The organism is uncultured Campylobacter sp. (assembly GCF_963517995.1).
Lineage (GTDB): Bacteria > Campylobacterota > Campylobacteria > Campylobacterales > Campylobacteraceae > Campylobacter_A.
Map to the genome: position 1 here is coordinate 1 of NZ_CAUQHQ010000069.1, position 12424 is coordinate 12424.

The window sequence follows — 12424 nt, forward strand, 5'->3', positions numbered from 1 at the left end:
TTTTTGATATTTTTGTTAAATTCTATGTCGTAGATAACAAAATCTATCGGCAAAAATTTAAAATACTCAAATCCGGCATTATTACCGCCGAATTTATTTAGCGCGAAGCGAAAACCTAAATTTTTATACTCCGTTAAAATTTCTTTAAATCTATTTATCTCGTCATACACTAGCTTCTCACTAAACTCGAAAATAATGCGATTTGGATCGATCTTTCCCAACTGCGCGAACTCTTTTATAAAATTTATAAATTTTATATTTCTAAGAGAGACGGATGAAATTTCGATCATAAGCGGATCGTTATCTTTAAATTTAATTTCGGATAATTTTTTAATAATATTTATATCAAAAAGTACCTCGTAACCGTTTTTATTTGCGATATTTTGTACTTTTCGCTTTGAGACTAGGCCTTGCATATCGGTATAAATTTTGATCAAAACGTTTTTTAAATTTTGTCCGAAACGAAGGCTTTTAACGAGTTGGGTTTGAAAAATAAATCTTTGCATATCGATGCAGTTACAGACGTCTTTTTCAAGGTCGTCGGTAACGTCTACTTTATCCTCGCTATCTTCTTCATTTAGCTTTTGGATTAGATAAGAGACCGTATTTTTAAGACTTGCGGAGTGGTTTATATCCACGGCGTCAAATTTAATCTTTAACTCAATATTATAAATCCCGTCGTTTAAAAGGCTCTTCTCAAAAACGCTTAAAAGATGGAGTAACTCGGTATTTTTACTCTCGCAAAAGATTAAAAAATACTCGTTTGAATATCTGCCGATAAGCGTATTTTTAGAGACTTTTTCGTTTAAAAATTTTTCCAGTCGCTCGACTAGTCGTTTTAGCAAAATATCGGTGCTTACAAAGCTATAACGCTCGTTTAGATCGTTTAAATTTTCGATCTTTAGCATTACCGCATTACCGCCGCTCTTTCCTTTAAATTTAGAAGCCTGTTTTGAAAGTAGGCGTAAAATCTCATCTCTACTAAAAGCCTTGGTTATCTGATCTAACGTGCTTGTTTGAAAGCTTTGATAAATTTTATAAACCGTAAAATAAACCTGACACAAAACCAAAATCGTGATCAAAATAATGTCATCGGCGTCAAATTTAACCTCTTCTTTTTTAATAAAAATATAGACTAAAATGATAATACTGAAAAAAAGTATTGAAGATACTTCAAGCGCGGTTTTAAACCGATGGGATCTCTCTTTTAGCTCTGATTTTAGCATCTCACACGTCCAAATGTTTCACGTCTTTTGCGTGCTCTTGTATATAGTTTCTTCGCGGTTCGACCTCGTCGCCCATGAAGAGATTAAATGTATCTGAGGCACTTATAGCGTCATTTATGTTTATTTTTAGCAAACGACGGTTTTCAGGGTTCATCGTCGTCTCCCACAGCTGTTCCGGATTCATCTCGCCAAGACCTTTATAGCGCTGGATATAAGCGCCTTTTTTGGCATTTTTCTCGATCTCTTCTAGCACGTCTAACACGTCGCCTTTTAGCTCGATGCCGCGCTCTTTTATCTTTTGACTGATGTAAAGCGCTTCCTCGTAAAGCGGATTTGTAAATAAATTTTCATTTACCAAAAGCTCTTCTAAGCCGCTTTCGGTTTGTACATAAATTCGCGCTTCTTCTTCGCTGACGTATGAGTTTAGAATATTGTGTCCCTGCGATTCTAAATAATTTTTCAAAATTTCAAAAATTTCGCCGTAGCTTTTTGAAACGATGTCTGGATTTTCGATCATATATCTAACTGCAGAAATCACGCTAAAACGCTTTTCAAGCTCTTTTAACACACTTCTATAGGCCGCGATTATCTTTAAAAAGTCTATGAGATCAGCGTTTCCGATACCTTCAAACTCAACCCCTTCGATGCCGGTTTCGATTAGAAATTCATTGAGCGCTTTTTCGTCTTTTAGATAAATTTCTTTTTTACCCTTTTTATAGCGGTAAAGCGGCGGTTGGGCTAGATAGATGTGGCCGTTTTCCACGACTTTGTGTAAAAATCTAAAGAAAAACGTTAAAAGTAGCGTCTGGATATGGCTACCGTCGACGTCGGCATCGGTCATGATTATGATTTTGTGGTAGCGAAGCCTTTCAGCGTCAAATTCGTCGCCGATGCCGCAACCTAGCGCAGTTATCATATTTTTTATTTCGTCTGATTTTAAAATTTTATCTAAACGCGATTTTTCGACGTTTAAAATTTTACCTTTTAGCGGCAAAATCGCCTGAAACACTCTATCGCGTCCTTGTTTGGCCGAACCGCCCGCAGAATCGCCCTCCACCAGATAAAGTTCGCTGATAGTAGGATCTTTGCTCTGGCAGTCGGCTAGTTTACCGGGCAGAGTTCCTATACTTAGACCCTCTTTTTTACGCGTTAGATCGCGAGCTTTTTTGGCAGCCTCGCGTCCGCGCGCCGCCATCAGCGCTTTTTCCATTATCGCGCGAGCTTCGATCGGATTTTCTTCAAAATACTTGCTAAGCACCTCAAAAACCATCTTTTGAACGATCGGCTTTACGTAGCTTGAGCCTAGTTTTCCCTTTGTTTGGCCTTCAAACTGCGGCTCGGGAACTTTTACGCTAACCACCGCGATTAGACCTTCGCGGATATCTTCGCCCGTGATTTTAGTATCTTTTTCGCGTGCTGCGGCGTTTGCTGCGATATAGTTTGTTATCACGCGAGTTAGACCCGCGCGAAATCCCGCCTCGTGCGTACCGCCGTCAGGGGTTTTGATATTATTTACGAAGCTTAGTAAATTTTCACTATAAGTATCGTTGTACATCAGCGCAAAATCGACTAAAACGTCCTCTTCGCCGCCGCTAAAGGATACGGCTTTACTTACGGCTTCGTTTTTATTCATATCCGTTACAAAGCTCTCAAGTCCGCCCTCGTAGTGAAAGCTCTCGCTTCTACCGTTTCTTTGATCTTTAAAATTTATCGTGATTTTCGGATTTAGATAGGCTAATTCGCGAAAACGTTTAGTTAAAATTTCATCGTTAAATTCCGTAACCTCAAAAATGCTGTCATCTGGCCAAAACTCAACCTGAGTTCCCGTTCTATTCGTAGTTTTTATAACTTCTAGGTCGTTTTGCGGGATACCTTTTGAAAATTCTTGTCTATGTAGTTTGCCGTCGCGTTTGATATTTACGACCAGTTTTTTTGAAAGGGCATTTACGACGCTAATGCCCACACCGTGCAGACCGCCTGAAACCTTATAAGTATCTTTATCAAATTTACCGCCGGCGTGAAGTACGGTTAAAACGACTGTAGCGGCTGAAATTTTCTCAGTTGGATGCATATCTACAGGTATACCGCGTCCGTTATCGGTGATGATAGCAGAGCCTTCGCGCGTTAGTTCTACGTCTATCGTATCGCAGTAACCTGCCATCGCTTCGTCTATGGAGTTATCGACGACCTCGTAGATCATGTGATGTAGGCCGCTTACATTAGTGTCGCCGATGTACATGCCGGGGCGTTTTCTAACCGCTTCTAGCCCTTTTAAAACTTTAATATTTTCCGCGCCGTAATTTTGCTGCATTATTTACCTTTTATTTTATAAATTTATCGGCATGATTACCGTTTTTAGCTCGTTTGAGCTAACCGTGAAGGCTAAATTCGAGTCGTTAAATCCAAATTCAAAATATTCTTCTTCGATATTTTGCAAGAAATCAAGCAAATATCTATTTTTTACGCCGACGTAAATTTCGCTTTCAAGCCCCGTTGCAAAATCAATCGAAGTTTTAGCTTCCGAATTATCCTCGACTATGCTTTCAAAACTTACCGTTTGCGGGGCAAATATTATTTTAGTACTTTCAGACATTATAGAGACGGTTTTTATGCCTTCTATCATTTTATCTCTGCTTAATCTTAGACGTTTTTTTATCTCTTGCGGGATTACTCTATTATAATCCGGGAATTTGCCGTTAATCAGCTTCGTAAAAAACTCGAAATTCGAGCTTTGAGCTATCAAAGTTGTATCGTCGTAGTAAATTTCTATTTTATCAAAAAACAGTTTTTGAATTTCGCCGATTGCTTTTTTCGGGATTATTAGCGAAAATTCGCTCTGCGTAGGGGTTTCTAGTCTAAAGACGCTTAGCCTTTTAGTATCGGTTCCTACTATGTTTATGTAGTTTTGCTTTATGTCGATAAATGCGCCGTTTAGCTCAAATTTCGGGTTATTATTGTCGATACTAGGGAATATCTTTTTTAGACTTCGACCTAGCATGACGGCGTCGACTTCAAATTTATTTTTATTTTCTACGGTAGGAAAATTCGGAAAATCTTCAAATTTATACATAGGAAGTTTATATTTTGAGTTTTTTTGTTTTATATAGAGATAGTTATTTAGCGTTTCTAGCGTAACTTCTTCATCTTTTAGGCTTCTTATGATATCAAGCAGTTTTTTACCGTTTGCGGTGGCGTTTCCTTCGTCCATAATTTTTACGTTCGAGAGTTTATAAGCTAGACCGATTTCGTGATCGGTTGCTTTGACATTTAAAATACCGTCTTTAGCTGCGATAAATATATGCGAAGTTATAGCGCTTAAATCTCTTTTTTCTAAATAAGGATTAGCATTGTTTATTACGCTTTCTAGAGCGTTTTTGTTAATTGCGACTTTCATTTTTTTCCTTTTGTTTTTAAATTTCTTTTAGTAGCATTAGTAGAGGACGTGAAAATGTTAATATCCTTTTTTAGTCCCGTAGATAGGTATTTTACGGCGTTAATAAAATCTTGATTTTTTTCACTTTTATTCACGTTTTTACTCTTTGGTTAAAATTTTATTTTTTAGTTCTTCGACGCGAACTTTAAAATACTCATTCGTTTCGATTAGTTCGTTTATCTTTTTTATGCTGTGACTTACGGCCGAGTGATCTTTCATATTAAAAAACTGCGCGATCTGCGGCATTGAGTTTGGCGTCAAATTTTTAGCTAGATATATCACTATGCGTCTAGCCTCGACGATATTTTTCGAGCGTGATTTGCTTTTCATCTCGCTTGGTTTGACGTTTATCTCTTTGCTCACGATTTCAACGATATTTTCTAGGTTTATATTTTCGCGTTTTTCTTTTATCTGATCTCGCAGGATATTTTTGGCAAATTCTAGCGTGATTTCCTGTCTCATCAGTCTTGCATAAGCGTTTAAATTTATTATCGCGCTTTCGATTTCTCGGATGTTGTCGCCCATGTTCGTAGCGATGTAGTTTATGACGTCGGTACCAAGATAAATTTTATCAAATTCGCATTTTTTATTGATAATTGCGATTTTAGTATCAAGCTCTGGCGGCGTGATATCGGCGATGATGCCCCACTCAAAACGCGTTCTTAGCCTATCTTCAAAGCCCTTTAGCAGTTTTGGTTGGCGGTCCGAGGTCATCACGATTTGTCCGTTTTTAGCGTGAATTTCGTTAAACGTATGGAAAAATTCTTCTTGAATTTTATCCGTTTTACCTAAAAACTGCACGTCGTCGATGAGTAAAACGTCACAGTTTCTGTACTTTTCGCGAAATCGCTCCATCGAGTGGTTGTTGAGGTTATAAGTAAAGTCCGTGATAAACTGCTCGCTCGTGACGCAAATAACCATTTTGCCGCCGTTTAGGCAAAAATTTCCGACCGATTGTAAAAGGTGAGTTTTACCCAGTCCCGTCGGGCCGTAGATGAAAAGAGGATTGTAAATCTTACCCGGTTGCTCGGAGACGGCTTTTGCGCTTAAAAAAGCAAATTGATTCGAGTCGCCGACGACGAAATTTTCAAAAGTGTAGCTTGGATTTAGCAGGCTGCTTTGCGCTTTTATCTCTTTTACGTCCACTTTTTTAGCCGGTTTGCTTTGCGTTTTGGTCGCGGCTAGGACGTTGATCACGGGTTTTTGTCCGGTTTTTACTTCAAAAAGATGAGCGATTTTGGAGGCGTATTTGGTCTGGATAAATTTAGCGATTATTTCGTTTGGCGCGTTAAATACGACGTTCGTTGAGTTTGAGCTTTTTTCGTTAAATTTAAGCTGCTTGATGTAGCATTCAAATTCCGACGGTAAAATTTCTTTGGAAAGTAGCTCCAAAACCTCGTTTGCGACCAAATTTTTGCCTTTAAGATTAATTCGCTAGATTTTATCTTAAATTTGTTAAAATGGCGTTGAAATTCGTTTTTCACACCGTGAAAAAAGCGTGAAAAACCGTTGAAAAGGATGAGATGAAAATTTTAGGAATCGATCCGGGATCGCGAAATTGCGGCTATGCGATCGTCGAAAAGACGCCCGTGAAAACCTTTTTGATCGAGGCGGGACTAATCAAAATAAAACCGAATTCTTTGCAGTATCAAATCACCGAACTTTGCGAGGGACTTGACCTGATTTTTAAAAATCACAAATTTGACGAAGTGGCGATCGAGGACATATTTTTTGCTTATAATCCAAAAACGGTTTTAAAGCTCGCGCAGTTTCGAGGCGCGCTTAGTCTTAAAATTTTGCAGCTGCACGGCGATTTTGCCGAGTACACGCCGCTTCAGGTTAAAAAAACGGTCACAGGCAAAGCCAAGGCTGATAAAGAGCAGGTGGCCTTTATGGTTAAGAAAATTCTCGGTATAACAAAGGAGATCAAACCGCTTGATATCACTGACGCCATCGCTATCGCGCTAACGCATGCGAATAATTTGCGGCTGAAGGGTTAGTTTTTAGCCAAGCTCGGTTTAAAATTCGTGCTAAAATTTAGCTTATTTCACGGCGTAAGCGATTAAATTTGATGTTAAAACCCGGCGGTAAATTTAGTAAATTTTAATCCGCTAGCCCCAAAGCCCGAAGCTCGTTTAGGCCGTCTGCTACGGGCTCTCTAAATTTTTTAGGACGCGATGTCGGTACGGTTAGCACGATGTCCTCTCGGCCGTCGTCTAAAAAATCTTTTAAATACGCCGTCACGTAGCTAAATTTACTCTCAAACTCCTCGCTAAGCTGATTTAGAGAGTGAAATTTATCTCGTCTTACGACAAACTGCGTTGAAGCATCAAGCACGAAAAGCTGCGCGGGGATGCCGTCATAATCAAAGCTAGAAAGCCTTGCCTCGCTAATATCAAGCGTCCAGTCGGCACGGCTGTAAAAATCTTGTCTAAAAGCGTCTATTTTGCGCTGGAGTTCTGGATTTTTATGCGTCATAAAGCCGCATTTGTTTATGCGAAACGAGGTGATTTTGCCCTTGATTTTGACGCGGCAAAAGAGCACGGAGTCCAGTATGCCGTAGTCGTTAAAGCAAGTATTTTCAAGCAAAACATCCTTCCAAACGCAAGGACCGAAAAAACAAGACCTAAAAGTACACCCGATAAAATTTACCCCGCTTATCGTCTACGGATTTGCAAGATCGTTATCAAGCCCTATGTCGCAGTTCATAAACTCTACGTTTTTAAAGACTAGCCAGCCGCTACTTTTGTTTTGCGCGCTTTTGTCGTCTGCAAAATCAATCAAACGACCTTCTGCTAGATTTGCCGCCGAATTTTCGCTTTGGCTTGCTAACTCGTTTATTAACTGCGCTAAATTTCGCTTGAAAAATTTTTTATTTTGGATTATTTTCATGGTTTTTATTTCGTCGCTTATTTTTGTCGCAAAAGGCGTTAAATTTGAGCTAAAAGTATAAATTTAACGCCTTAAAAGCTACCAAATTTAGCCAAAATCGCCAAAGCCGGGCTCACTCGTCTTTTTTCTCGTCCTCTTTTTTGCCGATCTTTTCTTTGGCGTTTTTTATGAGATTTTCGGCGGCTTTGTAGAGCTTCTCGCCTAGTTCTTTTGATTTTGATTTGAGATTTTCGCCGATCTCGCTCGCATTTATCGCGCTTAGTTTTTCCTGCGTTCGTTTTTCAAAGTCGCCGATATCTTTTTTGAGTGCTTCGAGGCGTTCTTTGGCGTTAAAATTTTCTTTAAATTTATCGCCGGCTTGAGTTACTTCGCGCTTTAGCTCCTCAAATTTTGCTCCCGCAAGGCTCGCGAATTTATCGATATTTTCGTTAAATTTTAGCTCCTCTAGCTGAAGCTCGATCTGGCGGGAAACGTCGTTTTGCAGCCGCTTAAATTTAGCCAAGTAGCTATCTACCGACTCGTCTAGGATTTCGTTTATCACGGTAGCAGAGGGCTCATCCGAGCGCGCCATATCGCGCATCATCGCTACGAACCTCTCCTCGAGCCTTATAAATTCTTTAGCTTCGCCTAGCAGCGTCTGGCCGTCCGGGGCAAATTTGATCTCCTCGATAAACTTCTCCGTCCTTTTGCCAAGCGCCTCTTTTACGCCGCCGATCGCGCCGCTTATTAGCTCTTTGGCAAAGGCCTGATCGATGCCCGCTATCTCGCTTGCCGCCTCGCAGACCGTCCTTGCGATCTCTAGGATGCGCTCTTTGCTCGCTTCGCCCTCGTTTATCGCGCTAAGCACGACGTTTTTGGCGATTTGTTCCACCGTGTCTTTTACGTCGTCGCCCTTTTCGATCGCGGTTAGAAACGCCGCTTCGGTGGTTTCTTTAAGGATGCCCAGCATTTGTAGCTCACAGAGCATCTTTTCGTCTATCGCGGTTAAAATTTCGTCCTTATCCGCCAGGTCGCTATTTTTGATGAAATTTTCCATATTTTCAAGCAGCGCGCGAACGTCGTTTTTGATCTCGTCTTTTTGCGCGTAAATTTGCCGCTCGATCTGCTCTTTTTCGTAGATTAGGCGGTGGATATACTGCTCTTTTGCTTCGCTGAGCGCGTCGCCAGCGCTTTGGATGAGGTTGGCGACGTTTTGGCGGTTTAGCAGATCCTCGCTCTTTAGAGCCTCGCAAATTTGCTCAAATTCCTTAGCCAGAGCCGCGTTTGCGTCGCCGTTTTTTGCGCTTTTGATGCTTTTTCTAAACTCGCTTAGCGCAAATTCTCTGATCAAAACGGAAATTTGCGGGTCGTGTTTTTTTTATTTTTTGGTTTGGATGAAGACTAAATTTTGCATGGAAGTCCTTATAGTACGTATTTGCAAACGCGTCTTAGCGCGGAAAATATCTCTAATCGCTCCTCGTTAGAATTAACCAAAACGCTTAGATTGTAGCTTTTGTATTTGCCTTCTTTGCTCGATTTTGACGGCGTTATCTTGTGCTGCCTTTCGCCTACGACGCTTTGCGCGATAGCTTGGGCATCGCCGCTTTCTTCGATGATGATTTTGTATTCCCAGAAATTTGGGTACGAGATTTCGGGTTCTTTATTTAGATCGCACGTAGTCGCCACTTTTGCCTCCGCTCTTGCTTTCTAGCGCGATACACGTTATCTGCATGGTTTTATCTATCGCTTTTATCATATCGTAGATCGTTAGGAGACCGACGCTAACGCCCGTTAGCGCCTCCATCTCGACGCCGGTTTTGCCGTCTATCTTGACGCTAACGGTTAGCTTGTAGGCGCAGATTTCGGTTAGCTCCTCGATGTCGCAGTTTATGCCGCTGATTAGCAGCGGATGACACATCGGGATGAGTTCGCTCGTCTTTTTTGCGCCCATTATCGCGCCTACGACGGCGGTTTGCAGGACGGGGCCTTTTTTGCCCGTGTTGTTTTTGATCGCGTCAAAGGCTTCGCGCGACATTTTTATAATGCCGCTTGCTACGGCTATGCGCGTAGTTATGCCCTTGTCGCTTACGTCGACCATTTTAGGGCGGTTGTTTTCGTCTATGTGAGTTAGCATTTTCGTCCTTTCGCCTGAAACGCTAAATTTGCTTAAATTTGAGCTAGGCGGAGTAAATTTATGAGAAAGATTATAACTAAAAAAGCTTAATGAATAAGACAAAAACGCCCCGGCAGGGGGAGCCGAGGCGCCGTTACAAAAAGGAGGTTTTCTTGTCGGACGCGCAAATCATACCAAAAAGGTCTAAATTTTATCCCAATTTTTCGTAAATATATTATTCCTTGCTTTTTGCATAGGCCAGGGCGCCTGATTTTAGGCGTTTTAGCCCCTCTATCACGCGCGATCTTTGCGTGGCGATATTAAGGCGCAAGAAACATTTTTCCGCGCCTCTATACGCGTTGCCGTCGTTTAGCCAAAGACCCGCTTTTTGGCGTAAAAATTTATGAAAATCGCTCGCGTCGTCGCAAATTTCGCGGCAGTCAAGCCATAGCAGATACGTGGCGTCCTGCTCCACGAGCCTGATCTGCGGCAGTTCTTTTTGCAAAAACTCGCTCACGATTTTGCGGTTTTGCTCTACGTATTCGCGCATCTGCTCGAGCCACGCTTCGCCCCGCTCAAACGCCGCGATCGCCGCGATACAAGAAAACGCGTTGCCCTCGCCGACCTCGTCGTCGTTGATAGCTTTTGACATTTTGGCGCGCAGTTTGGGATTTGGCACTACGGCGGCGGAGCTTTGCAAGCCGGCGATGTTAAAGGCTTTGGTCGGCGAAACGCAGGTGATTGAGATGTTTTTGCAAATCTCGCTCGCGCGGATAAAGGGCACGTAGTTTTTGCCGGGGCTCGTTATGTCGCAGTGAATCTCGTCAGAAATCACCAAAACGCCGTGTTTAGCGCATAGCTCGCCGATTTTGGCTAGCTTTTCCTCGCTCCAAATTTTGCCGACGGGATTGTGCGGGTTGCAAAGGATAAACATCGTCGTTAGCGGGTCGGCGAGCTTTTCTTCGAGGTCTGTAAAGTCTATATCGTAGCCGCGTCCATCGTATGCTAGCTCGTTTGCGAGCGCGATCCTGCCGTTGTTTTCGATACTGCGGTAAAAGACGTGATAGACTGGGCTTTGGATCACGATTTTATCGCCCACGCTCGTAAATTTGCGCACGGCGGAGCTGATGATCGGGATCACGCCCGTGCAAAAAATTAGCCAGCTCGGGTCAAATTTGACGTCGTGGCGCCTGCTCCACCACGAGCAGATGGCTTCGCTCCACTCCTGCGGCACGTAGGAGTAACCAAAAACTCCGTTGTCTAGACGCTTTTGCAGCGCTTCTAAAATTTCGGGCGCGACCTTAAAATCCATATCCGCCACCCACATCGGCAGCTCGCCCTCGCTTGTTTTCCACTTTGACGAATACGTCCCGCCTCGCTCTACAGGCGCGTCAAAATCGTATTTCATTTGCTCTCCTTGCGTGATTTTTGCGGATATTTTAGCAAATTTCGGGCGTAAATTTACAAAATTTAATCGTATTTGTATTTTTGAAATTAATTTTTAATGCGATATTTTTTATAATTTGGATTAAATCCTTCAAGGAACTAAAATGATAACGATAAACTCGCGGCTAGCAAGCCCGAATTTAAAGATCGGCAAATCACTTGCCAGGTTGATTCAAGGTTTTATTTACAGGCATTTGCCGGATGCCGAGCACGAGGGATACAGGCATGAACCCAGCGGTAAAATTTTTAAGCGAACGAATTTCGATTTTTTGCTAAACGGGGCCGATTTACGCGTTAGATTTACATCTTACGAACCAGAATTTGAAAAGATAATCGCGCTTGCCGTGCTAAAAGACGGGCTAAATTTGGGAAAAATCCACATACTAGATACTACCGTTGCGGTTAGCGAGCACAGAACTACGCAAAGCAAAGCAAGGCTGCAAGGCTGCGTGATATGCTCGGTACAAGGGCTTTTGGGGCATAAAGTCTTTTTAGAACCGCAAGATTCAAGGCATCTTGAGATGATGAAAACAAACGCCTTGCAAAGATTTGAAACGCTAAGCGGACGCGAATACGGCGGCGAATTCGAGCTAAATTTGCTCCGCCAAGATTTAGAAAAACCGCTTTATTTTTACTACGGCAACAACCAAACGCCGGCAAAAGCGTGGCCTGCGGTTTGGGATATCAAGGCCCTGCCAGAGCTCATAAATACGGTGCTAGACGCCGGCGTAGGCGGCGGATGTATGAACTGCGGGGCGGGGTTTTTAGAGACGATATAGATAAGCCTCGCATAACCGCTTTGACGCGGTTAAATTTATAAAGCCGTTTTACGCTAAATTTAACGAAAGCGGCTTGATTTATTTCGCAAAAATCTTTATAATACGGCTCAAATTCGACCCAAAGGATAAGCTTAATGCTTTGCCCCATGTTTAAGACTCTTTAATCTTAACAAAAAAACAGCCAAATTTTTAAACAATTTCACGTTTTTAAACACTAATACGAATTTACTTCTATCGCCGCGAAGAACGCATTGTAATTGCATTTTTAAAAACAAAGCCAAACAGTGTCTAAAATTCGGGCGAAATTTATTTAGCAGGGTTTTTTATAAATTTTACTTTAGCTTGAGAAAAAGCGGTTGCCACCCGCCTTTTACTTACGCTCTATTGGACGATTTTGACGGAGGCTTAAATTTGCTACCCGTGGCAGGCTACGTGCCTAGCCTTGGTCGCAAATTCGGGCGCCAACCGCCAAACTCGCCTCAAGATAACGCAATTAAAATTTAAATCTAAAAATCACAAAATCTCTCTCGCAGCTGATTCAGGGCTTTCTTTATCG

Annotated in this window: 12 protein-coding genes; 2 read left to right on the plus strand and 10 right to left on the minus strand. The window is 41.9% G+C overall.

From position 1 onward, the window contains the following. From RYL88_RS07860 to dnaA, 4 genes are all read right to left on the minus strand, one after another. Positions 1 to 1226, minus strand: a 1226-nt coding sequence (locus tag RYL88_RS07860; RefSeq protein ID WP_314990375.1) for an EAL domain-containing protein, incomplete at its 3' end; no start/stop codon positions are given. Position 1227: 1 nt separating this feature from the next. Then, entirely contained in the window at positions 1228 to 3537 is a 2310-nt protein-coding gene (gene gyrB / locus RYL88_RS07865) for a DNA topoisomerase (ATP-hydrolyzing) subunit B (RefSeq protein WP_314990376.1), read from the minus strand. Between the two features lie 15 nt (positions 3538 to 3552). Further along, positions 3553 to 4620 carry a DNA polymerase III subunit beta gene (dnaN, locus tag RYL88_RS07870; protein ID WP_297965860.1) on the minus strand — a complete coding sequence of 356 codons (1068 nt, stop codon included), beginning with the start codon at positions 4618 to 4620 and terminating at the stop codon, positions 3553 to 3555. Between the two features lie 138 nt (positions 4621 to 4758). Next, positions 4759 to 6069, minus strand: coding sequence for a chromosomal replication initiator protein DnaA (gene dnaA / locus RYL88_RS07875; protein ID WP_314990379.1), 1311 nt, complete (start codon positions 6067 to 6069; stop codon positions 4759 to 4761). Positions 6070 to 6182: 113 nt separating this feature from the next. Between dnaA and ruvC the strand changes: the two genes are divergently transcribed. Further along, positions 6183 to 6659, plus strand: a complete 477-nt coding sequence (gene ruvC / locus RYL88_RS07880; protein ID WP_314990380.1) for a crossover junction endodeoxyribonuclease RuvC — start codon at positions 6183 to 6185, stop codon at positions 6657 to 6659. Positions 6660 to 6762: 103 nt separating this feature from the next. On the opposite strand, the gene RYL88_RS07885 is transcribed toward ruvC, so the two are convergent. The 6 genes from RYL88_RS07885 to RYL88_RS07910 form a co-directional block, all read right to left on the minus strand. Further along, a complete protein-coding gene (locus RYL88_RS07885) occupies positions 6763 to 7248 on the minus strand; it encodes a hypothetical protein (RefSeq protein WP_314990382.1) in 486 nt (161 codons plus the stop codon). Between the two features lie 75 nt (positions 7249 to 7323). Then, on the minus strand, positions 7324 to 7551 hold the full coding sequence (locus RYL88_RS07890; protein WP_314990384.1) for a hypothetical protein: 228 nt from the start codon (positions 7549 to 7551) through the stop codon (positions 7324 to 7326). A gap of 112 nt (positions 7552 to 7663) precedes the next feature. Further along, complete coding sequence (locus RYL88_RS07895; protein ID WP_314990386.1) at positions 7664 to 8881, minus strand: hypothetical protein; 1218 nt, start codon at positions 8879 to 8881, stop codon at positions 7664 to 7666. A gap of 71 nt (positions 8882 to 8952) precedes the next feature. Beyond that, complete coding sequence (locus tag RYL88_RS07900) at positions 8953 to 9216, minus strand: DUF493 domain-containing protein (protein ID WP_314990388.1); 264 nt, start codon at positions 9214 to 9216, stop codon at positions 8953 to 8955. Continuing rightward, entirely contained in the window at positions 9191 to 9664 is a 474-nt protein-coding gene (gene moaC / locus RYL88_RS07905; RefSeq protein WP_314990394.1) for a cyclic pyranopterin monophosphate synthase MoaC, read from the minus strand. The genes RYL88_RS07900 and moaC overlap by 26 nt, the downstream gene beginning before the upstream one ends. Before the next feature lie 214 nt (positions 9665 to 9878). Next, positions 9879 to 11051, minus strand: coding sequence for a MalY/PatB family protein (locus RYL88_RS07910; protein ID WP_314990395.1), 1173 nt, complete (start codon positions 11049 to 11051; stop codon positions 9879 to 9881). Positions 11052 to 11193: 142 nt separating this feature from the next. Here RYL88_RS07910 and RYL88_RS07915 point away from each other — a divergent pair, with 142 nt between their 5' ends. Continuing rightward, positions 11194 to 11868 (plus strand): CRISPR-associated endoribonuclease Cas6, encoded by a 675-nt coding sequence (locus RYL88_RS07915; protein WP_314990396.1) that lies wholly within the window; start codon positions 11194 to 11196, stop codon positions 11866 to 11868. Positions 11869 to 12424: the final 556 nt, after the last annotated feature.

Bases quoted from the DNA above. Each gene is read 5' to 3' on its own strand.
- RYL88_RS07915 (WP_314990396.1), top strand. From the start codon at position 11,194: ATGATAACGATAAACTCGCGGCTAGCAAGCCCGAATTTAAAGATCGGC.
- RYL88_RS07910 (WP_314990395.1), bottom strand. From the start codon at position 11,051: ATGAAATACGATTTTGACGCGCCTGTAGAGCGAGGCGGGACGTATTCG.
- dnaN (WP_297965860.1), bottom strand. From the start codon at position 4,620: ATGAAAGTCGCAATTAACAAAAACGCTCTAGAAAGCGTAATAAACAAT.
- gyrB (WP_314990376.1), bottom strand. From the start codon at position 3,537: ATGCAGCAAAATTACGGCGCGGAAAATATTAAAGTTTTAAAAGGGCTA.
- moaC (WP_314990394.1), bottom strand. From the start codon at position 9,664: ATGCTAACTCACATAGACGAAAACAACCGCCCTAAAATGGTCGACGTA.
- RYL88_RS07890 (WP_314990384.1), bottom strand. From the start codon at position 7,551: ATGAAAATAATCCAAAATAAAAAATTTTTCAAGCGAAATTTAGCGCAG.
- ruvC (WP_314990380.1), top strand. From the start codon at position 6,183: ATGAAAATTTTAGGAATCGATCCGGGATCGCGAAATTGCGGCTATGCG.